The sequence below is a fragment of the Paenibacillus sp. JT22N12 genome (genome assembly GCF_056269365.1).
Map to the genome: position 1 here is coordinate 54,380 of NZ_JBWDNU010000004.1, position 22,015 is coordinate 76,394.

14 protein-coding genes are annotated in these 22,015 nt (G+C 50.4%); 10 read left to right on the top strand and 4 right to left on the bottom strand.

Going from position 1 to position 22,015, the window contains the following annotated elements; translation table 11 throughout:
- Positions 1 to 15: 15 nt before the first annotated feature.
- Positions 16 to 807 (bottom strand): nucleotidyltransferase domain-containing protein, encoded by a 792-nt coding sequence (locus AC0YOA_RS15955; protein ID WP_475787431.1) that lies wholly within the window; start codon positions 805 to 807, stop codon positions 16 to 18.
- Positions 808 to 1,308: 501 nt separating this feature from the next.
- On the opposite strand from AC0YOA_RS15955, the gene AC0YOA_RS15960 reads away from it, so the two are divergent.
- Entirely contained in the window at positions 1,309 to 1,881 is a 573-nt protein-coding gene (locus AC0YOA_RS15960) for a DNA-3-methyladenine glycosylase I (RefSeq protein ID WP_475787432.1), read from the top strand.
- A 432-nt stretch (positions 1,882 to 2,313) separates the two neighbouring features.
- Here the strand turns inward: AC0YOA_RS15960 and AC0YOA_RS15965 are convergent, their stop codons facing one another.
- The 3 genes from AC0YOA_RS15965 to AC0YOA_RS15975 all read right to left on the bottom strand — a co-directional run bounded on the left by AC0YOA_RS15965 (position 2,314) and on the right by AC0YOA_RS15975 (position 10,970).
- Positions 2,314 to 4,089, bottom strand: a complete 1,776-nt coding sequence (locus AC0YOA_RS15965) for a flotillin family protein (protein ID WP_475787433.1) — start codon at positions 4,087 to 4,089, stop codon at positions 2,314 to 2,316.
- 894 nt (positions 4,090 to 4,983) lie between these two features.
- Positions 4,984 to 9,639: an endo-1,4-beta-xylanase gene (locus tag AC0YOA_RS15970; protein WP_475787434.1), complete on the bottom strand. Its 4,656-nt coding sequence runs from the start codon at positions 9,637 to 9,639 to the stop codon at positions 4,984 to 4,986.
- A gap of 413 nt (positions 9,640 to 10,052) precedes the next feature.
- Positions 10,053 to 10,970: an aldo/keto reductase gene (locus AC0YOA_RS15975; protein WP_475771134.1), complete on the bottom strand. Its 918-nt coding sequence runs from the start codon at positions 10,968 to 10,970 to the stop codon at positions 10,053 to 10,055.
- Positions 10,971 to 11,401: 431 nt separating this feature from the next.
- On the opposite strand from AC0YOA_RS15975, the gene AC0YOA_RS15980 reads away from it, so the two are divergent.
- The 9 genes from AC0YOA_RS15980 (at position 11,402) to AC0YOA_RS16020 (ending at position 21,986) form a co-directional block, all read left to right on the top strand.
- A complete protein-coding gene (locus AC0YOA_RS15980; protein ID WP_475787435.1) occupies positions 11,402 to 12,400 on the top strand; it encodes an N-acetylglucosamine kinase in 999 nt (332 codons plus the stop codon).
- Between the two features lie 107 nt (positions 12,401 to 12,507).
- Positions 12,508 to 13,467, top strand: a complete 960-nt coding sequence (locus AC0YOA_RS15985) for a zinc-binding dehydrogenase (RefSeq protein WP_475787436.1) — start codon at positions 12,508 to 12,510, stop codon at positions 13,465 to 13,467.
- Between the two features lie 68 nt (positions 13,468 to 13,535).
- Positions 13,536 to 13,928, top strand: coding sequence for a type 1 glutamine amidotransferase family protein (locus AC0YOA_RS15990; RefSeq protein ID WP_475787437.1), 393 nt, complete (start codon positions 13,536 to 13,538; stop codon positions 13,926 to 13,928).
- Between the two features lie 58 nt (positions 13,929 to 13,986).
- Positions 13,987 to 15,072, top strand: a complete 1,086-nt coding sequence (locus AC0YOA_RS15995; RefSeq protein WP_475787438.1) for a LacI family DNA-binding transcriptional regulator — start codon at positions 13,987 to 13,989, stop codon at positions 15,070 to 15,072.
- A 401-nt stretch (positions 15,073 to 15,473) separates the two neighbouring features.
- Positions 15,474 to 18,305, top strand: coding sequence for a glycoside hydrolase family 9 protein (locus tag AC0YOA_RS16000; RefSeq protein WP_475787439.1), 2,832 nt, complete (start codon positions 15,474 to 15,476; stop codon positions 18,303 to 18,305).
- Entirely contained in the window at positions 18,302 to 19,042 is a 741-nt protein-coding gene (locus AC0YOA_RS16005) for a 6-phosphogluconolactonase (RefSeq protein WP_475787440.1), read from the top strand. The genes AC0YOA_RS16000 and AC0YOA_RS16005 overlap by 4 nt, the downstream gene beginning before the upstream one ends.
- 12 nt (positions 19,043 to 19,054) lie before the next feature.
- The gene (locus AC0YOA_RS16010) at positions 19,055 to 19,708 is read left to right on the top strand and encodes a ThuA domain-containing protein (protein ID WP_475787441.1); all 654 of its coding nucleotides are present in this window, start codon (positions 19,055 to 19,057) and stop codon (positions 19,706 to 19,708) included.
- An 18-nt stretch (positions 19,709 to 19,726) separates the two neighbouring features.
- The gene (locus AC0YOA_RS16015; protein WP_475787442.1) at positions 19,727 to 20,500 is read left to right on the top strand and encodes a sugar phosphate isomerase/epimerase family protein; all 774 of its coding nucleotides are present in this window, start codon (positions 19,727 to 19,729) and stop codon (positions 20,498 to 20,500) included.
- 157 nt (positions 20,501 to 20,657) lie between these two features.
- The gene (locus tag AC0YOA_RS16020; protein ID WP_475787443.1) at positions 20,658 to 21,986 is read left to right on the top strand and encodes an ABC transporter substrate-binding protein; all 1,329 of its coding nucleotides are present in this window, start codon (positions 20,658 to 20,660) and stop codon (positions 21,984 to 21,986) included.
- Positions 21,987 to 22,015 lie beyond the last annotated feature (29 nt).

Here is a 22,015-nt window from a genome sequence, read left to right on the forward strand (position 1 = left end):
TGCTCTTTTTGCGTTCTAATTAATCAACGAAGCATACACTTTTTCTAGGTAAGCAATAGATAGATGTTCCGCTTCTTCTTTTAATACGAGTCCATCAGAATGTTGACGCAAGCGTTTATAGATGTGGATCGTACTTTTTAACGCATGGTAGCAACTCTCGGAACTGTGTAAAGGGATCGTCTTTTTAAGTTCTGCTATTTCACTGACGCCATACTGTTCCAGCTTTCTAACTCCTCTGGGAAGTTGGCCATTACGCATCAACACCAAAGGACCTAATACAGTACCGCGAATAAATGTAATATGATCGATTAATTCAAAGCATTCTCCTCTTCCTAACTTTGTTGCGCCGTAATGGATCCAGACCCAGAAGCGGTCCTCTATCCATTGTGCACTTGGATATGGATGCGAGGGGGAGGTTTCTTCAAAAATTCTACTGATTTCCTGATCCCTCTCCCATAAAATAAGAGGGTTTTCAATCCGTATATTAAGCTCTTCCAATGTAACGAATTTAAGATCGACATGCAGAGGCTCTGGTCCATATAAGCAAATAACCACACGAGGTTCACCAACGTGTTCACCTGTGAAGCCAGAAAACAGCTTGCCCAATCCTTCTGCAATATCAAGCCGTTGATTCATGACTTGCTCCTGATAGGCGGAGTCGTATACGATGATAAGGTCTAAATCGCTATACTCATCCATGGTCTTCGTCATCATGGAACCGCCTGCAAGGAGGCCCCGAACTCGTTCATCTTGACGGAGCTTTTCCTTTGCTTGTTTTATGAATCGTTCGTGCACAGGTAAAACCATATAAAGCACCCCTTATAATATGACCCATAAAATGGGTATTACGCCAACTTATCATCTTAAATAATCTTTGTCAATAATAAACGGGGCGATACTCGGGTGACATCAAAACTGTGACTACACCCGTAGAAACACATGTGGCGTTATTTTCGGACAGGGTTCAAATCCTCTCGCCTCAACCAAATGTAGAACCCGACCGCAAGATGTCGGGTTTTTGCTAACTTTGCCCATGGCGAACAAAAACTTGCACCGAAGGTTCAAGAGTGAATGTCAGAGCTAAGGTATTAACTCGTCCTACATACATATATAGAATTGCAATATAACAGCAATGAATTTCAGAATTTCTTAGGAGATACAGAATGCCTAGTTATATGCCTATAAGGTTTCTCGACTTTAACAAGAATGCCCTAGAGTTTTTAATTCCAGAGCAAATTTTATATTATATGATTTCACTCGCTCGCAGCCCGTATCTTATAGTTGGTTTAGGAAAGGAAGGTGGAATGGATGCCTGTACGTTGCGCTTGGGTCAATGAAGATCCGCTGTATATGGATTATCATGATCATGAATGGGGAGTACCGGTCCATGATGATCAAAAACTCTTTGAGTTACTTCTGTTAGAAGGAGCGCAGGCTGGTTTAAGCTGGTATACAGTACTGAAGAAACGCGAGGGCTATCGGCGAGCCTTCGACGGATTTGATCCGGACAAAGTGGCAGAATATGATCAGGACAAGGTGGAGGAGTTGATGGAAGATGGGGGGATCATCCGCAATCGCTTGAAGATTCAGTCGGCAATCACAAATGCTCAAAACTTTTTGAAGGTGCGCGAGGAATTCGGCAGCTTTGATGCGTACATTTGGCAGTTCGTTGGTGGCATACCGATTCGTAATCATTGGCGCAACACAAGCGAGGTTCCGGCGACTACAACGCAATCGGATGCGATGAGTAAGGATTTGAGAAGGCGAGGTTTCAAATTTGTCGGGTCGACGATTTGTTACGCTTTTATGCAAGCCTCTGGAATGGTAAATGATCATACACTGGACTGTGAATTTATGATTAGAGAAAATTTCCGTAAATAAAGATTCATCCATCGGGGTAACTGGCTTCACTGAAGTACCTATTCACAAACCCGATATCAGATGCTTCAGGAGATTTGGAGCGTCACAATGGTATCGAAGCAATTCGCAGACATGTATCTTACACCGATGATATAAGCGCCGCTAGCATTGAGCCGCAGCAAAGGCGGGAGGTCAAGTTTCGCAATATGTTGCGGTTTGCCATTTGAACCCTGGACTAGAACATGTAGCATTAGCCTTGCAATGCCCGGTTTCCTGATGCATACATGTTCTCGTTCTCCTGCATTAACAAGATATAGATGGGTTAGCAAAGAATTTATTACGCGTCTCTATATAATATTTATTTTTATCAGCGTAGAAATGTCCGTCCAAGCTGGGCGTACAATTCAAAAGCGGTGACGAAGTCAGTCTTTGTTTGTATACATCCCTTTATGCCTACTCAACTTCAGGCACTTCAACTTTATTTGGATTGAAATTTTTCAGAACAGCTTCTAATGTCTTCGAATCTACCCCTTCGAGACTTTTCAGGAGATTAGGAAAACTGACCGGATCGAAGGCTTCCCCACTAAGACGGCCTTTTGTTAATCCCGAGAGTACATCGGACAATTTTATGCCCGTCATATCCTCAACAACTTCAGGTAGGAATTTCATAAGGTTTGTTACTTGACCTGTGATCTTCCCCATACCACCTCCACCTTCACTATTGGTGTCGATAATCGTGATTTTATCGATGTTGCCCATTGGTTCGGCAATCTTACCAGCGATTTCTGGGAGAACGGCAGTAATAAGTTCGACGAAGCGAAGTTGGCCAAGTTTCAAAGCTGCTTCAGCAAGACCCATTTCTTTCTCTACCTCGGCTTTAGCCTTAGCCTCGAAAACCCTCGCTTCTGCAATACCTTTAGCTTCGATAGCGAATGCTGTTGCCTGACCCTCAGCACTCAAGTTATCGATACGGGCTTTTTCAGCTGCGGCTTCCATCTCGCCCTGTGCTTTGAGGATTTCCGTTTTGGAGATTTCAGCATCAGCGGTAGCTTTACCTTTCGCGCGTTCTACATCAGCAGCTGCGGTTCCTTTAGCCCGTTCTGCTTCTGCTTCAGCAGTCGCCCGGGCTTTTTTGGCATTGGCGTCTGCTTCAGCCTGCAAACGCAGTGATTCGGCATCAGCAGCGGCTTTTGTTTCTTGCTCAATACGAGCGGCTTCGGCATCCTTAGTACGCCGGTAAAGGTCAGCATCGGCTTGTTTCATTACCGTTCCTTCCAGCTCTTTCTGCCTGCGGAGGGACTCCTTTTCCGCTAATTCGATATCTTTCTCTTTCTGGATTTGCTGCGCCTTCATTTTCGCTTCAATGACGGACTGTTCCGAAGTGGCTTGCTGAATACCATAAGCTGCATCTGCTACAGCTTTTGCCGTATCCTGCTCTTTTTTAAACGCTGCCTTTTTCAGTTCCATATCCTTTTCAGCTTCAGCAATGGCCGTTTCTTTTGTGATCTCTGCACGACGCGCATGTTCATCATTTTGCGCTCTTTTTACAGCAGCTTCTTTATTGGCCTCCGCTTCGGCGATCTGTGCATCACGTTTGACAGCTGCAATACGGGGTTTACCAAGGGCATCAAGATAGCCGTTTTTGTCCCGTACATCCTTAATTGTGAAAGAGACAATGGTAAGACCCATTTTTTTCAAGTCGATGTGGGCTACCTCTTGCACCTCAGAAGCAAACTTCTTGCGGTCTTTGTAGATCTCCTCGACAGTCATGGATCCAAGAATCGAGCGAAGATGGCCCTCTAGAACTTCTTGTGCTTCAAGTCTGAGTGACTCAACGGGTTTACCAAGATACTGCTCGGCCGCCGAGAAGATATCTTCCATTGTCCCGCCGACTTTAATGATAGCGGTTGCATCCGCCATGATCGGTACCCCTTCCTCCGTGTAGACTTCAGGAGTCGAAACATCGATTTTATGCGAAAGCAGACTTATCGCCTGTGCCCGCTGGAAAATCGGTAAGACGAAGGTTCCGCCGCCACTTATGATCTTCACCCTACGTGGATTTGTAGAATCGGGATCAGATGAAATAACATTCCTATTGCCGAGATAGCTACCTGTTACGATCAGAGCCTGGTCTGGAGAGACTGTTTTGTATTTTGAAATAAAAGTCAAAAAACCCACAACAAGAATTAGAACCACTAACCCGCCACCAATAAGAATGGGCATCGACATTAAAAAACCTCCTCATAATCAATTTAATTTACTTACTTGATAGACACCTTCACTAGTGATAGTTACAACCACTACTCTCGTATTTACGGGTAAGTCTTCACCGTCAAAACTCGACGCTATCTGGTTGGACCGGGCAAGCTTCGCATTCATAAGAATCTCACCAAATCCTTTGGCAGGTACAAGAGAAACTACTGTAGCAATACTACCCACATGACTTGTACGAGAGATTGATGTGGAACTTTGTACCTTTCTCAATGGGACTATAACCAGAAAATGGATTATAATAGTGAAGCCAAACGATATTGTCGAAGTTAATATCCAATTTTCTATTATCAATCCCAGCCCTCCGAAGGTGACAAAGAGACAAGCGAGAGAGAATGTTTCCACCCCGATGTGACTTCCTAATTCAAACCCGAATAAGCCTAAGGCCACCAGAAGCACACCTATGACGAGACAAATAACATATAAGTCAATGATAACCACCCCTCAACTAAACTTTTAATTTATTCCCTATAATGTAAAATAAGAACATTCCTTTAATCTTCTCATAAAGTTGAGGTAAATGGCTTTCCAGAAAGCCCCCAGTTCCTTTACAGAAAACCTTATCATTAAAGATCTATTCTGGCATTAGGGGAGGTATGTATTTGTCCGAGTGGGAATCCATGATAATAAATCCAGACAACGATCAAATCCCATCACTGTTTCGCCCAACAAGATCATCGAGCAGTTGAAGGATGAACGTAAAAAAACCAGAATGAGCCCAGCCATTTGTAAGAAGGCTGGGCTCATTTGTTATTTACACTTGCGGGCTAAAACTTTATTTACACGCGTGTTGTCATGTGTGAGAGGAAGGGGCTGCGCCCCCTCCTGCTTGATCAGCTTTCTTGGCTGCGATTACAGATTCCAGATGCGGTACAGGATAACCGCCGCTTCAGCGCGGGTGAGCGATTCGTTTGGCGCAATCATGCCGTTCCTGCCGTTCACAACTCCGGATTTTACCAGACCTGCAGCGCTGTCTTTGGCGTAATCGGAAATGCTTGCCGCGTCAGGATAAGCGCCTAAGGTTCCGTTGGCATCGAGCTGCTTGCCGGCTGCCGCCAGCGCGCGTGTCGTCAGCACCATCATATCTTGACGGGAGATATTGCGGTTTGGTTTAAACGAATTGTCTTCAAAGCCAGTGGCGATTTCCAGCTCCTTTGCAATGACCAGCTCTTTATAATAATAGGCGGTTTTCTGGACATCGCTGAAGATCGCTTCGTTCTTGCCTGTACCTTGCAATTCAAGCGCTCTTACAAGGAGGGCGATGAAGTCCGCTCTCTTGATGGAAGCTGCAGGAGAGAAGATGTCCGCGGATGTTCCCTTGATGACCTCGCGGGCTGCCATGGCGTCAATCGCTTGCTTTGCCCATGGGACATTCTTCAGGTCTCCGAAGGATTTGATGACGGAGGTCACAGCATAGGTGCTGAAGTGGGTCGTTTGGAATACAACTGTTCCGGTTGCTGCCTCATATCGGCCGTTCGGGACCGATGTCACTTCGCCATTGTCAGCGATGTACCAAACGACAATCGAATCCGGTTTGCTGAGCTCTTCTGCTGTCGGCGTGTAAGGAACGGAGATCGTTACAGGCGCATTCGGGTTGTTCCAAGCGATGACTTTGTCACCGGCTACCACGCTCAGATCCAGTACCGGACGGTCACCGATCCGTTCTCGGACAACTGCATCCAGATTGACTGTCGAAGCCTTGGCTACGCGGATGGATACTTGCTCCGGATTCTCTGTCACATTGGACAGCATGTCGCCTGGAATTTCAATCGTTGCATGTTCTGTCTTCATCAACAGCACGAAGTTTTCTTGACCCTTCAAGCTTTGAGATGGCAATTGCACTTCATATGAATTTGCGTCCGCTTGCTTCGGCACTTCGATTACGATATGTTTCCTGCCGTTTGCTGCTGGAGCAGCCTGTTCAAGCGCGCTTTTCAGATTTTCGGCGAAAACGACGCCTGTTACTCGTCCGCCAACGTTCTTCACTTCAGGGTGGATCGTAACATTGCCATCTTTCGCCTCAACGCTTCCTGTTGATCGGTTAGATCCGTAGCCAATTGTGCCGCCCGGATTAACGGGATCAACCGGGTCAACGGGGTCAACGGGGTCAACGGGGTCAACGGGATCAACCGGATCAACGGGATTGCCGGGATTGCCAGTGAGGGTCAGTACGCCGTACACGGAAGTGTCCATATAACCATTGCCTGTCGTATCGTTCCATGCGGCAACGCTTTGACGGGCGCCGTCCTTGGCGTCATTGATCTGTAAGTCAAAACCCAGTTTCTTATCGGTTCCTGGCGTTGCCCTTTTGAACGGAATCTTCACTTCAACCGTGTAATTTGTACCGGAAACCTTGGTTGCCGATACGAAACCGTCTGCGATGCTTGTCGGATTGAATGAAGTCTCGTTGTCGAAGTTAACTCTGTATTGTCCATCGTCATCCTGATAGAACGATGTCTTTGCATTGTTTTCGTCCAGGAAAATTTCGATGGAATCCTGTTCATAGGCAGCTGCGTTAGTTTTGTCAAGCTGCGCGTCGCTAACCTGGATCAGTACATACAGGTTTTGATTATCCCAGAGAGCTTTTGCTGCTCCGGTCGCACCTTGCCACGCCATTTGATAGCGATTAACCGGTATTTCGGCCGCTTCGCTCCAAACAGCGTCAACAGAACCGTCAATTGAAGGCGTAGCAAAATTAGCGGTGGATTGTTTGGCTTCTGCCAATACAGGCGGATGCTCCTCCATAAATTTAACCGGATCGATTACACCGTAATAAGCCGGTTTGGCCTGCAGGTCCTTATTAAACAGCAGCGGATTGTTAGCAGCTCTCCAGCTTGAACTGTCGTCCAGCCCCCAGAAGGTCACACGCTTGATACTTGCCGCGTGGGCCTTGAAGACGTCAAACAGCTGAGCGTACAAGTAGCCCTGGGCATTCGCAAGCTGCTCGGGGAGCTGGTTGCTGCTGCCTGCCTGAATGTCAAGCTCGGTTATGCTTACTTCTACACCCAAGGAAATAAACTTCTCCAGGGACAATTTAACATTGTCCGGGTTCGTGTTTACATTGTAGTGCCCCTGCATGCCGACGCCGTCGATGAGGAGTTTGCCAGGGTGAGACAGCGCATACTTATCATTGATTTCTTTGACCATGCTGTAAATGGCCTGAGATTTACTTTGATTATCTTCGTTATAATCATTGTAATAAAGCTTGATATCCCATTCCGGATGCGCGTCCAGCACCTCTCTTGCCGCCAGAAACGCCTGCTCCACATAATCGGATCCGATGGCAGTAAACCAAGGGGATTGACGCAGCGAGGCTTTCCAATCCGATGGGTTGGACGGGTTATCATTCATCGCCTCGTTGACGACGTCCCAGGAGATCATCTTATTGCCGAAATGCTCCATGACCGTCTTGATATGGGTCCTCAAATTGACGAGAGCTTCATCCCTTCCCAAGGGGGAACCGTTGGATGTATTCATCCATGCAGGCGTCTGCTGATGCCATACCAGCACATGCCCATGCATCTGCAGTCCCTCGGTCAGAGCTGTATTCACCAACGCATCCGCGGAGGTAAAGGTAAAGTTGTCCTTCACAGACTGCAGCTGGTCCGGTTTCATCGCATTTTCTGCTGTGGCGGCATTGTGATGCATCTTGAGAAGCTCAAGTCTAACGCCTTCCAGATCATCCGACGATATCGCGTTTCCGATCAGGAACTCGTTTTGATAAGCATTCTTGATCGGAGTTAGATCTTTCTGTATGGCAATTGGGTCCGAGCCTGTACGTTCAAAGCTGATATCGTCGATATAGAAGGATGCTGTTCTATTATTGGAGCTTTCCACATAGATGGTCAAAAATTCGTTGCCTGCATTTGTATAACGGTATGTTCCTTCGAACTGAACCCAGCCGTCGCTGGTGCTGATTGTTTTTGGTGTAAGGTTAATATAACTGGGGCTGTTTTGACCAACCTGGGTGGACAGCTGGAGCTGCGAACTGGTAGGGGCGATCAGCTTAACCCAGAATGAAATTTTATATTCGGAGCCTATGTCGACATAATTCTCCACATGCAGTGTCGGCCCATGCCAGGCATCGGATCTGTTCTCTACTTTCAAAGCGTATGAACCGCCGTCGGTATGGTTGGCTTCATTAGTGACGGTAAGCGTTTCGGTGCCTGCACGGCCTTCAAAGCCATTTGCTGTTTGATCCTCGAAATTTATTGTGGCGAAGTCTAGAGCCGGTGGTCTGGGAGGTTCTTCTTCACCGCCGCCTGAGGATGCCTTCTCGGTGATTAATACATCTCCAATGTAAAACGGAACAGCGGCCCCGGCAGAGTTGGATTGAACGCGCAGGCTCGTATCTTTGCCGGTATCAACCGTAAACTCTTTAGTTAGGGTAAAAGCTTCTCCGGCTGCAAAATCTGCGCCCGCCAACCAGCCGTAGCTGCTCACCGTTTGAAGATAAGCTTGCGCGCCCTCAGGCACGACCACATCAGCGTCAACATAGCCGGTAACGGTTACCGTGTAGGTTTTACCGTGGGCCAGACCGATGTCGGCGAATTTGAAATCAGCCGCATCGTAGTCGTTGCTCCTATTGCTTACAGATAAAGCCGCTCCGTCCGCATTGCCGGCAAATACTTTACCAGTGGCCTGCGTCAGGCTGGCACTGCCTGATTGCGCAGCAGCTCCCGTGGCGCTTGCAAAGGTTTCGTGATATACCGTATCTGATTGTTCTTGCGGTGCAGGTCCGCCAACCATTGCAGCGAATTGGCTCAGGGTCGTGCTTTTCATCATATAGTGGCGGCCCATAGCGTAGTTCCCTTGATTCGGATAACCTACTTTAAAGGCATATTTGATGCTGTTCTCCTGTGCTGCTGCCTCTGCGTTCGCATTGAAGGCACCGTAGGGGTAAGCCAAAAGAACAGGGTCCTTGCCCGTGATATTCTTCAAATATGCATTCGCGGCGGCGATCTCGCCTGCAGCCTGCTTCTTGGTGATATTGCCCGTCCAAATCTCTCCGGATGCGCTATCCTCGCTGCCGTTATGCGTCTGGGAATGGTTCTGAAGACTGACACCGGGCTCTGCCGAAAGCGCTTGCAATTGCGCTGTCGTCATGCTGTAATCGCCGTTGATCCAATCGCTGACCACGAATTGAACGGATTTCATTCCGTATTGCCTCAACACCGGGAGTGCATGGGTAATGAAGTCAGGAGTCGCGTCATCGAATGTCAGCAGGATCGGCTTATCCGGGGACGGTTCTGTTCCTTCGAGGATATTGACATACTGTTCTGCAGACAAAGTGTCATAACCATTGTCGCTCAGGTATTTCATCTGTTTTGTGAAATGATCCACACTTGTATGAGTCCAGTCGTCCGTAGCATTATCGATAATCCGATGATACAATATTACGGGTATTTCCGGCGCTGCGGCTTCCGCGACCGGCGCGAGCCAGCCTGAAGGGACGAGCAAGGTTGCAGCGAGTAAGATCGAGAAGACCTGTTTGAGCTTTCTACTCATTGGATTACATTCCCCCTACAATAATTATTTAAGCATGTTAAGCGCTTACATTTCTTGGTCTGGTTCTCCTTTCCAGAGCTTTATTATATCGTGTATGTTTAAAACCTTTTACCAGAAGAACTATAGAATATACTGTACTTTTTAAATATTGAGTTGAAATGCCTTATAAAATAAGGTGAATTTGCTGATCCACGGCTCGTTGCCGCAGAGTATCTTCTGTGATGGCTGCTTTTTCATTTTTTGGAGGCCCTGAGCAGCTTGCACCAGATACATTCCTGTCAGACGATTATCAAGAGCTCAGTTATCAATCCAAATTAAATCGAGGAACCCCTCTGCAAACTGAAGGATAGAAAAAAGCAGCCTCTGTCCAAAAGGACAGAGGCTGCTTGGCTTCAAGGCTTAGGCCTGTATGTTTAAGGAAGCACATTGCCTGCCGCACGATAGATTTCGTACCATTCTTCGCGCGTCAGATAAATCTCGCTTGCTCTGCAGCAATCGATCAGCCGCTCTATGTTCATCGTACCGGTGACCGGCTGCATGTGTGCCGGATGACGCAGAAGCCACGCGATTGCGATGGTTGTATTGCTGACATCATATTTGCCTGCGATTTCATCGATCTTCTTATTCAACTCCGGGAACTTCTCGCTTCCGAGGAATACACCCTCAAAGAATCCGTATTGGAAAGGCGACCAAGGCTGGATGGTGATATCGTTCAGCCGGCAGAAATCAAGTATGCTGCCATCGCGGTTTATAGCTGAATCATTTTCCATGTTCACATTCACGCCATTGGAGATCATGTTGGCGTTGGTGATGCTGAGCTGCAGCTGGTTGGCCACAAGCGGCTGCTTCACAAACTTCTTCAGCAGCTGGATCTGTGTCGGGTTTTGATTGGAAACGCCGAAATGACGGACTTTACCCGAGCTTTCCAGAATATCGAAAGCCTTTGCCACCTCTTCCGGTTCCACCAGCGCGTCGGGGCGGTGAAGAAGCAGAATGTCCAGGTAATCGGTTTTGAGCCGCTTCAAGGCACCGTCCACCGATTCCAAAATATGCTCAAGGGAGAAGTCGAACGACCCCTTGCGAATGCCGCACTTGGACTGCAGGATGATTTTCTCGCGAATATCATCGTTCATATGGATGGCATCCGCGAATATTTCCTCGCATGCTCCACCGCCGTAAATATCCGCATGGTCGAAGAAATTCGCACCTTCTTCCAATGCTTTTTGGACAAAGCGTTCCGCCTCGGGCTTGTCCAGTGAATTAATACGCATGCAGCCGACTGCTACGACCGGCACCTCCAGAGTGCTGGTTCCCAGTTTCATTGTTTTCATGAATGAATTTCCTCCTCATTTTGCATGGTGACTCGCGTCCGGGATCTATGTAAGCTTCACGCGGATATTCTGCGTATCCTTTATTGATTGTGACACATTAGAACGGTAGTTATCAAGGGTGTGGGGATATTTTTAGCTGATGGGATGCCAACCGCTAGCGAAATTACAAACAATTCCATTACCTGGCGGGTAAATGGGGGTTTATTCAATTCCGATTGGTCTACCCGATCACCCTGTTCCTTGAAGGTAAGCCCCTGCGGCGGGAAAGAATGTTTGGTGAGGGCGGTACTTCTCTGCCAACTCCGAGAGAGTACCGTGTCCGGTGTTCTTTTTATTATGCTTCAAGCAGTTGGGCTGACTCCGATTGACAATCTGCCAGGGGAGTTATACATTAGTTTGGTGTAACGTTACACAAAAGTGGGAGGATGCATATGACTTTGCACATGGGATTGGACCAGGGGGGAAGCAAGACGGTTGCAGTCATCTTCGATACGCTGGGCCAGTTGATCTCCAAGGGGACGGGCTACGGCTCCTGCTTTTACTTCGATGGCCTGGAGCATGCGACGGAAGCTATTCGTCAAGCCGTCGAGGCGGCGTTGGAGCAGGCAGGCTGCAAGCTGGAAGATATCGATAGCGTGACGGCAGGCATTGCCGGCGTCAATTGGCTGGAGGAAGAGACGCTGATCCGATCCATGCTGGAGAGGGAATTGGACTGCTCCAAAGTAAAGGTGAGCAACGATTGTCTGATCGCGCTGCGGGCGGGAACGGATACGCCTGATTGCGCGATTATATGCGCCGGAACCGGTCTGAATGTGGCTATACGCAGCAGGGCAGGGGCGGAGCGGGTGTACAGCAGCTACATCGATGAAGACGATCAAGGCGGCAGGGGTCTGGGAAAACGTATCCATCGGGCGCTCTTCGATGCGGAGATCGGCAGGCTTCCTCCGACCGGCCTGACGCAGCGGGTGCTGGACTTTTATCAGCGCGAATCAGCCGAGCAGATTCTTTACGACCTGCCCCGGAACCGGTTGGGCAGGAGTGCCAAGGACATGACCTATCTGCTCTTTGAGCTTGCCGATCAGGGAGATGGAGTCGCTGTCGGTTTGGTAAGCAGCTTTGCCAGAAGCATCAGCCGGTATGTTACAGCGGGAATTATGCAATACGGCATGCAGGGGACCGGGCTGGATGTGGTTTTATCCGGCGGTCTGTTCAAGTCGAAATACCCGCTGCTCCTGGAAACAGTTATTGCGGAAATTAAAGCTGCCGCTCCGCAGGCGCAGATTGTGAATGCCGTCTATGAGCCGGTAATTGGTGCGGTTAAGGGCAGCCTGGAAGCCTTGTACCCTTCAGGCATTCCCTTCGGGGTGCTGGACAATTGTCACCAATCGGCGGAGCTATTCGGGCTGATTCGCCGCATTGAAGGGCAGTAGTATTTGACAATGGTTAAGGAGTTCTGCTAATTTAAATGTGAAACGTTACACACAGAAAAATATATAGAGAGGCGGCGTTTGTCATAACGATACGCGAAAATCAGGTCGTGCGTTTTATAGAGAAGCAGCAAGCCGCGCTTGTTTCATGCGATTGGGATTCCAGCCCGCCAGGCCCTCATGAGGTAATCGGCCGCACGTTGGTTTCTTTGATTTCCTCAGGCTCGGAGCGCGGGGCTTATATGGATTATTTCGGAGGCGCCGTCTATCCGGTGGATACCGGCTATGCTGTGGTGATGGAGGTTCTGGAGACCGGAAGCGAAGTGACGAATGTCCGGGCAGGCGATTCAGTTCTCGCTTTTACGCCACATCGCGCTTATAACCGGGTAAACGACGACGAGCTAATACCAATTCCTGCGGGAATGCTGCCTGAGCATGCGGTAATTGGCCGTTTTCCGGCGGTATCGATGACCTCGATGGTTCATACCCGGATCCGCCCGACGGAATCGGTGCTGGTGACGGGGCTCGGGGTAGTCGGTCTCATGTGCGCCCAGGTGATGCAGCATTGCGGCTATAAGGTCTATGCATTCGATCCCAATGAGAAGCGTAGGAATGTCGCATTGTCCTGTGGGCTGCGCCATGTGCATGCTTCCCTGGAGGACGTGCCTGAAGTGAAGGGGACGGCCGGTCTTGCCATGGAGTGCTCCGGCCGGGAAGAAGCGGTCTTTTCTCTGGTATCCAATCTGCGCAAAGGCGGGGAGCTGTACATTATAGGAGTGCCTTGGTATCGCTCCACCGATACATTCGCGCATGAACTGCTATTGAATATTTTTTATGGTTATATTCATGTATTCTCAGGCTGGGAGTGGTCGCTTCCGCGTAAGTCCCGGGAATTCGAGCCGAACAGCAATCATGGCAATATGGCGAAGGCGATGGAGTGGATCAGGGATGGCCTCATCAAGGTTGAAGGTATTTACAGCATGGAATCCCCTTCGAACTGCGCTGAGGTGTATGAACGTATTGTAAGCGGAACATTAAGCAGGACCTGTGTTGTTTTTGACTGGAGATAGAGGTAAGTCAGGGAACTCTATTTATTAGTTTTGCAAATGAATGGTAAAATAGGCAAAGGGAGATATCTATGACTCGCAAAGTAAAGGTAACGGTATGGTGCGAGCATAATCAAGATCGGTACGAGCCGGTAAGCCGGGTCTATCCGGATGGCATGCACCAGGCGATTGCCGAAGGCTTCTTGGAAGAGCATGCATTTGAGGTGCGCACGGCAACCCAGGATGAGCCGGAAAACGGTTTAAGCAGAGAGATTCTGGATCAGACCGATGTGCTCGTATGGTGGAGTCATCTGGATAACAACGAGCTGGACGACCGCCTGGCGTTTCCCCGTCTATTATCAGAAGGAAATCAGACTTGTTCTGCGCAATGCGGCGCATTGGCTGGCGCCGCAGCCGAATGCAGTCCACCGGCCGCCTGCGGGTGGATACCGGGAAGGCGCGCCGAAGGAGAATTTATCCCATAGAATATAGCTTTTATGCAAAGGGCAGCGATGCCTTGGCATAGAGACCGGAGGTAACATAATGGCAACAATTAAAGATGTGGCGGAAAGAGCGGGGCTGTCCGTAACGCTCGTGTCGCGTACTCTTAACAATCGCAAAGGAGTGAAGCCGGAGTCCAGAGCCAAAATTCTTCAGGCTATGCGTGAGCTCAATTACGTGCCTAACGGCTTGGCGCGGTCGCTTGTGCTGCAGAAGACCAACACTATCGGAATCGTGCTGGACAACCTGTTCTCGCCTTTCGTCGGGAAGCTGATTAAGGGATTGGAGAAAGGAGCCGCAGACTTTGACAAAGAGAACGCTTATAACGTCATGTACTGCAGCTCGAACGGGGATATCCAGAAGAAGCAAAGGCATCTCTCGTTTCTGACCCAAGGAAGGGTGGACGGGATTCTGATCTACGGAAGCCTTGTGTCCGATGACGAGATCATTATGAATTTGTCGCAGTCGGGCTTCCCCTTCATCCTGATCGAAAACGATCTGGAGGGAGTCGATGTCAACAAGGTTGTTATCGACAACGTCGATGGCGCTTATCAGGCGACTCAGCATCTCATTGAGCTTGGCCACCGCCGGATCGCCCATGTGACAGGAAACATCAACCTCAAAATCACGCTGGACCGGCTGAACGGCTACATGAGGGCACTTCAGGATGCTCAAATTCCGATTGATCCGTCTCTGATCGTCTATCCGGATTTCAGTGTGCCCTTCGAAGGCGAGACGTCCAGTGAAGCGCATGACGTATGGAGCACGAATACCTTCTTCAAATGCGGCTACGACAGCATCAAGGAGCTGGCGGGCCGCGCGGAGCGGCCGGATGCGGTGTTCTTCGCGACGGACATCTCCGCTTTCGGCGCGATCAAGGCGCTGGGGGAGATGGGCTTGTCCGTACCCGACGATATATCCATTATCGGATTTGACGATGAGCGGCCGGCGGATTTCGATTGTTATTTCGAGCCGATCAGCACGGTCAGACAGCCGCTGGAGCAAGCGGGATATACGGGGATCAAGCAAATGATCCATAGTTTGCTGCATCCGGAGGCGCCGAAGGAAAGAACCGTACTGAAAACGGAGCTGGTTATCCGCAACAGCTGCAAGGCGAAGCAGGCTTAAAGCCCGGTGAAAAAGAGTAAAACATCGACAATATACGCACCCGCCAGGCCCGTAAAAGGGGCAGGCGGGATTTTTCGCTGCCGTTTGTGTAACGTTTTCTAAAAAGGAATGATTATAAACGATGGTCCCTTGTGAAGAATTAATGCCGTTCAATGGGATTTCCCTGGGGCAGCAGAAAGTAACATAAGCTGATAATTACTAAGGATTCCCAGCCTTATTTCCGTTTAACACTGGCAAATGCCGCAGAAGAAACCGGAGAATAATTTTGATTTCATGTAAAAGTAAAGATTGACAAGGACCAACGAACCTGTTAATTTGAATGTGTAACGTTACACATTAGGAGATAAAGCGTCTCCATTACAGATTGTGACTGATTCAATATCACAGCTATGAGGTGCGAAATGAATGACAAATTGAGAAGAGCGATAGAAGAGAGCAACTACATACATGCTCCGATTCCATTTGATCCTTCAGAAGCGGCTGAAGTTCGTTTGGCCGCCAAGCCTGCCGTGACGAGCCGTCCGCTGAATATCACGGAATCGTTGAGTGGCTGGGAGCTGCAGGGGAAGTACGGGAATCTGGAGCTCAGCAGCGACTATAGCGGGAATGGCAAACAGACCTTATTGATGACAAGTCCCACCCGTATTGATACATGGGAACATGATTACGCGAGAATTTATGCCACTCCATCGATACTGCACCGCTTTGACCGCGAGGATTGGACGGCATACAACAGGATTTCATTCCAGGTCAGGCCTGAGTTGCCGGGCTTCAAGTTCGTCAGTCTCCATTTGCAGCTGATCAACAAGGGAGAGTTCCCGGTTCCGGATTTCTATTACCGCGAAGGCTGCCACAATATGAACCTGATCAACCATACATGGAATCAGGTCGTACTGGAAATCCCCAATATCGACCGCGATTGTATCACAGGCTTGTACTTTGGCTACGACATTGTCGGGAATGAGAACGAAGCAGCGACAACCGCCCGCTTTTACATCAAGGATATCGCCCTTGAAGTCATAGAAGCAGCGGATCCTTATAAAGGCTGGGAGGTTGAATCCGGGCGGATCTCCATATGCGGGAGCGGCTATCAGACAGGATCATCCAAGACGGCGATCGCCGGTAAAATGAAAACGGATACCTTCAAGCTTGTACAAGCCGGCACGGGAAAGGTCGTCCTGGAGAAGGAAATCCGGAAAGTTGCGAATGGAATGGCCGAATTCAGTGTCCTGGATTTCTCGGAGGTTCGGGAAAACGGGAACTATCTCATCGTAGCCGGGGACGAGGTGACGCGCGTTTTCCCGATCGGGGACCATGTCTGGGAGGACAGCGTCTGGAAGACGATCAATGTGTTCTTCTGCGAGCGGTGCGGCTTCGAGGTGCCGGGCGTGCACAAGTACTGCCACGGCAATGTGGTCAACAAGCACGGAGACAAAAGCGTGGTGGCCAATGGAGGCTGGCATGACGCGGCGGACATGTCACAGAACCTGACGAATACGGGCGAGGCGGTATATGCCTTCTTCGCAGCGGCCTTGAAATTCCGGGAGGATAAGCCTTTGTTCACAAGGCTTGTGGAGGAAGGCAAGTGGGGCCTGGAGTGGATGCTGAAGACACGGTTCGGGGACGGCTTCCGCACGATGGGAAGCGGGACCTCCGTTTGGACCAGCGGCATTCTGGGTGCGGAGGATCAGATTAATTCCGAAGCGCAGGATTTGGCGATCGAGAATTTCATGGCGGCGGGCGCCGAGGCATTGGCAGCGAAAGTGCTGAAGGACATCGATCCGCAGCAAAGCGCCTATTTGATCCGGGTTGCGGGCGAAGACTGGCAGAGTGCCTACGCGAAGATTGATCAGGAGCAGTACGTGGAAGCGATGGACCCTGCCCGGGTATCGTCGCCGCTGCTGCTATATGCGGCAGGCTGCTGGGCGGCCTGCGATTTGTATGAGGCGGGCGGAGATCCGTTCTACAAAGAGAAAGCGATTGAACTGGCTGCTCTCATTCTGAGCTGCCAGCAGCAGGAAATTCCGGACTGGGATATCCCGCTTACGGGCTTCTTCTACCGGGACACGGCTAAGCGGATCATTCAGCATTATAATCACCGCTCTCACGAGAATGAGCCGATTATGGCGCTGACGAAGTTGTGCGGGCTATTTCCGGAGGATCTGAACTGGATGAATTGGTATCACGCCGTTGTGCTGTACAGTGAATATTTGAAGCAGATATGCGGGCTGATGGAGCCCTACTTTGTAACACCGGCTTCCATCTATCATGAAGACGAAGCGATCGACGACCCGGAGCTGTTCCTGAAGCAGCAGCCTCATGCGGAGCAGCAGATGTTCGATGACTACCGCGAGCAGGTGCAGCAGGGAATCCGGCTGGGCGGAGGCTACTATCTCAGACGGATGCCGGTCTGGTTCAGCTTCCGGGGCAGCAATGCCATCGTGCTTGCAGGCGGCCATGCGGCAGCGCTCTCCGCGCATCTGCGCAATGACGGACAGCTCGCAGAGATTGCGCAGCGGCAGCTCGAATGGATTGTCGGCAAGAACCCGTTCAGACAGTCGATGATGATTGGAGAAGGGTATGATTACGCACAGCAGTACGTCTGCCTGCCCGGTGAATTAACCGGCTCGATGTGCGTTGGCATTCAAAGCTACCGCAATGAGGATATACCGTATTGGCCACATGCAAACAATGCCGTATACCGGGAGCTGTGGGTTCATCCCAGCATCCGGCATCTGCTCCTCGTTTCGCAAATTTCCGGTCCGGCGCGCGTTACCGGGTATCTGACATGGGAAGAGGGCGCGGAGGTATCGTTTCGGCATATTCAGAGCGGCAGCGTAACGACGGTTATGCCTGAATACCGCACAGGCAAGGTGGTTGTGAAGCTTCCGGCGGGCGAATACGAGACTTCCTATCAGGGGAAAAGCAAGCGCATAACCCTTCTGAGCGGCAAGGATTATGAATTGACGGCTCCATTCTACACGATTCAGTCCTCCTATACTGTGGAGGAAAACAAGGTTCACATCCATCTGACGGCAAGCGGGGCGGAGGCTGCCCGATTGGAGCTGAGGACCTCTAATGTGAAGCTTGCAGAATATGAGCTGCAGGTAAGCGCGGGAGCGTCAGTGACAATAACCGCTGAAATTATAAATCGCAAACAGCCTTGGCTGGCTCTGGTTATACCGGAGGGGCGCTTGGCGGATAAAGTGGAAATCCAGGGAGGCCAACCATGAAAATAACCATTATGCCGGATGAACAGCAATTCGATACCGCCAGCGCATGGAGAATCATCGCCCAAATCCTGCAGAAGCCCGATTCGGTTATCGGGCTCTCTACCGGCCAGACAACCGGGGGCATGCATCATATCGTATCCGAAATCTACCGGCAGTTCCCATTCGATGTGTCGCGTGTAACCTTCTTCAACGTAGATGAGCTGACGAACCTGGAACGGGAATACGCGGGAAGCTGCTACACAATGATTTATGAGCAGCTGGTCAAGCATCTGGGTATACCGGAGGACAACTTCATCATGCCTCCGACGCTGTCGGATAATTTTGAGGAAGAGTGCCGGATATTCGAGAACAGGCTGGCCAGCCGGGGCGGCGCGGATTTGCAGATGCTCGGAATCGGAATGAACGGCCATATCGGCATCAATCAACCGGGAACTCCATTTGAGAGCGATACCTGGGTATCGCCGATGGACCCTGATTTTGAAGCCCGTGTCCGCAGGGAAACAGGAGTATCCGCCGAGCACGAACTGGGCGGCCTGACCCGCGGGATAAAAAACATTATGCACACCCGCAAGCTGATTCTCATCGCCAAAGGGGCGCGGAAAGCGGAAATCATCGAGCAGGCCCTGCTCGGCCCGGTGACGACGGATATCCCCGCTTCGGTTGTGCAGCTTCATCCTAACTGCGAAGTGCTGCTGGACTCTGATGCGGCTTCCCGGATCCGGCGTGTATTTAACTAGGAGGAGATTGATATGGGCAAAACGGCTTATCTGATTCGGGATGATTACTATCACCCGAAGGAAATCATCGATCCGGCCATGGAGGCGGTATTGGACGAATCGCGATGGAATATCGTTCGAACCGACCGGGTACGCGACTTGTTCGATACGGAAGAGCCGATCGATCTGGTGCTGTTCTTCACGAACGGAAGACCGGCGGGAGAGACGGACTTATCCTATGAAGAGCAGGATCGGATTGTGGCTATGGTTGAAGAGGGCATGGGCGTTATGTTCGTCCATGCGGGCCTGGTATTAATCGAAGCCGACAGCCCCTTCTATCTTAAGCTTGGCTCCGGGCGCTTCATCGAGCACTCGCCCGACCATGTGCCGGTTACCACGATTCCCATCCGCAATGTGTCGCATCCGATATTGGAGGGGATAGACGCATTTACGGTCAGTGACGAGCATTATTACTGCCAGGTCGATACCTCCCGTACGGATATGCTTATGATGAGCACGTCCAAATATGTGACGACAGCTGGCGCATGGGCCCATACAGTAGGGTCCGGGCGAGTGGCGGGACTGATACCCGGACACACAAAGGAAGCGCTTACAAACCAACAAATGGTTAAACTGCTTATCAATGCCACGGAATGGTGCAGGCGTCAATCAGCACGCGGCCAATAAGGGGAGGTGAAGCTATCCATGCGTATTGCACTAGGTCTGTACTCTGTATTCCATGAGCTTCAATCCGATCTGGAATGGACGCTTGAGCGCGTTAAGGAGCTTGGATATGAAGGTGTGGAATTTTACGGCGAATTCACCCACCCGCCGGAGCGGATCAGGGAGCTTCTGAATCGTTATGAATTGACCCATTGCGGCTGGCATACGGAATGGAAGCTGCTTCAACCGGAAACTCTGCCTGCAACGGTCGATTACCATCTGAAAGCCGGTACACCCGCGGTAATCATACCCGCTCTCGGCGGGCCTTGGGAAATCGCCCATACGCTTGAGGAAGACAGTCCCGAGGTCTGGATTAAGCATGCGGAAGCCATGAATGCCCTGCATATTCAATTGCGGGAGCACGGCCTGCAGCTCGGCTATCATACGCATGCGCATGAATTTGCCACCAGTTATGGAGAAACGACGCCATGGGATTTGCTGCGCCGCTTTACGGATTCCGGCATTATTCTTGAAGTGGATACCGGCAATTGCGCGGAGGCGGGTGCGGATACGCCTCAGGTGCTGTCCGCCATCGCCGGGCGGCCGAAGCTCCTCCACTGTAAGCCGTTCTCCAGGAAAACGGGACTGGAGAGCTATATCGGGGAAGACGGCGATATGAACGATTGGCCGGCTATCCTGCGCGAAAGCGAACAGGCAGGCACGGAGTGGCTCATCGTCGAGCATGAATCCGAGCTTATGTACCCGCAATTGGATGGCGCCAGACGCTGCCTGGAAGGACTCCGGCGCTTTATCTAAAGGCAGGTGATCATCCGGCGGCGCAGGCGACAATAGTCTGGTGAAGCGTAAGCTGAAAGCTTCTTCTCAGAAGTACCCGGCAATGATGATAGATGAAGGTTCACCGCCTTGAGAGAATCGTCATTTATACATAAAAAATAAGGGGATGAAGTCGAACATGAAAAAAACACTGGTCGTACTATTAACATTCGTACTGGCAATTGCGCTTACGGCTTGTGGAGGATCAAGCGATAACGGGAACAATGCTTCCTCCGGGGCCAATAATCCTGCCAATGCCGGCACAAACGGATCTGATACGACGGAACCGGAAGCAAGCGCGGAACCGATCACACTGGAGTTCTGGACCTTGTCGCTCAAGCCGACATTTACGGATTATATCCAGGGCGTCATCGACAAATTCACGGAGCAGCATCCGAACATCACCATCGACTGGCAGGATCTGCCCCAGGATGCGATCCAGAATAAGCTGATTGCGGCAACAGCTGGCGGTAAAGCGCCGGATGTCGTGAACATCTGGTCCCAATTGGCGCTCACGTTGGCAGGCAAAGGTGCATTGGTCGATCTGAACAAGGAAGCGACTGATGATCAGAAGAGCATTTATGCTCCGACATTGCTGGATACGGCCAAGCTGGGAGACGGCATCTATGCCTTCCCATGGTACACGACGCCGTCCATTCAAATGTACAACAAAGAGCTCTACGATAAGGCGGGTCTTCAGCCTCCGAAAACATATGAAGACATGTTTGCGACTGCGAAGCAGATGAAAGATGCGACTGGCGCTTATATGGTTCTTCCGGATTCGCTGACGCAAATTCTGCTGATGAACAACATTCCGGTGCTTTCTGCCGACAAGAAGACGGCGGCCTTTAACACGCCTGAAACGCTTGCGCTGTTGAACAAATACAAAGAAGGAATTGATGGCGGTTATATCTCGAAGACGGGCTGGGATAGCTGGGACAGCCAAATCCAGCAGTTCTCTACAGGCAAGCTGGCATCCATCAGTACGGGTCCGCAAACGGTGAAAAGAATTAAAGACGAAGCGCCGAATATCTACAGTAACATGGGCATTGCAGACGCTATCGTAGGTTCCGCCAACATTACGCTCGGACCGGTGCAGGATCTGGTTGTGCCGACAGGCAGCAAGCATGTGCAGGAAGCGATCGCTTTCGCCAATTTCCTGACGAATGACGAGAATCAACTTGCCTTCTGCAAGCTGGTTCCGATTTTCCCAAGTACGATCAAAGCAGCCGCCGATCCATTCTTTACTTCGGATACCCAAACGATCGAAGGTCAGGCGAACGCGGCGGCAGCCAAATCCAGCGCGCATATGAGCGATGCGACGCTCGGCGTTGCCAATGACGACGAAGTGAAGAAAGAGATCGACACGATCTCGGAAGCGATATTCATGGCTAATGTGGAACCGCAGGTTGCGCTCGACAAGGCGGAGAAAAAAGTCAACGAGATGCTTGCTAAAAACAATAAATAAGGCAGCGGCGGAATTTGCCGGCGATCCCC

Bases quoted from the DNA above. Each gene is read 5' to 3' on its own strand.
- AC0YOA_RS15995 (WP_475787438.1), top strand. From the start codon at position 13,987: ATGGCAACAATTAAAGATGTGGCGGAAAGAGCGGGGCTGTCCGTAACG.
- AC0YOA_RS15980 (WP_475787435.1), top strand. From the start codon at position 11,402: ATGACTTTGCACATGGGATTGGACCAGGGGGGAAGCAAGACGGTTGCA.
- AC0YOA_RS15990 (WP_475787437.1), top strand. From the start codon at position 13,536: ATGACTCGCAAAGTAAAGGTAACGGTATGGTGCGAGCATAATCAAGAT.
- AC0YOA_RS15970 (WP_475787434.1), bottom strand. From the start codon at position 9,639: ATGAGTAGAAAGCTCAAACAGGTCTTCTCGATCTTACTCGCTGCAACC.
- AC0YOA_RS16020 (WP_475787443.1), top strand. From the start codon at position 20,658: ATGAAAAAAACACTGGTCGTACTATTAACATTCGTACTGGCAATTGCG.
- AC0YOA_RS16010 (WP_475787441.1), top strand. From the start codon at position 19,055: ATGGGCAAAACGGCTTATCTGATTCGGGATGATTACTATCACCCGAAG.
- AC0YOA_RS16015 (WP_475787442.1), top strand. From the start codon at position 19,727: ATGCGTATTGCACTAGGTCTGTACTCTGTATTCCATGAGCTTCAATCC.
- AC0YOA_RS15960 (WP_475787432.1), top strand. From the start codon at position 1,309: ATGCCTGTACGTTGCGCTTGGGTCAATGAAGATCCGCTGTATATGGAT.
- AC0YOA_RS16000 (WP_475787439.1), top strand. From the start codon at position 15,474: ATGAATGACAAATTGAGAAGAGCGATAGAAGAGAGCAACTACATACAT.
- AC0YOA_RS15975 (WP_475771134.1), bottom strand. From the start codon at position 10,970: ATGAAAACAATGAAACTGGGAACCAGCACTCTGGAGGTGCCGGTCGTA.
- AC0YOA_RS15955 (WP_475787431.1), bottom strand. From the start codon at position 807: ATGGTTTTACCTGTGCACGAACGATTCATAAAACAAGCAAAGGAAAAG.
- AC0YOA_RS15965 (WP_475787433.1), bottom strand. From the start codon at position 4,089: ATGTCGATGCCCATTCTTATTGGTGGCGGGTTAGTGGTTCTAATTCTT.
- AC0YOA_RS16005 (WP_475787440.1), top strand. From the start codon at position 18,302: ATGAAAATAACCATTATGCCGGATGAACAGCAATTCGATACCGCCAGC.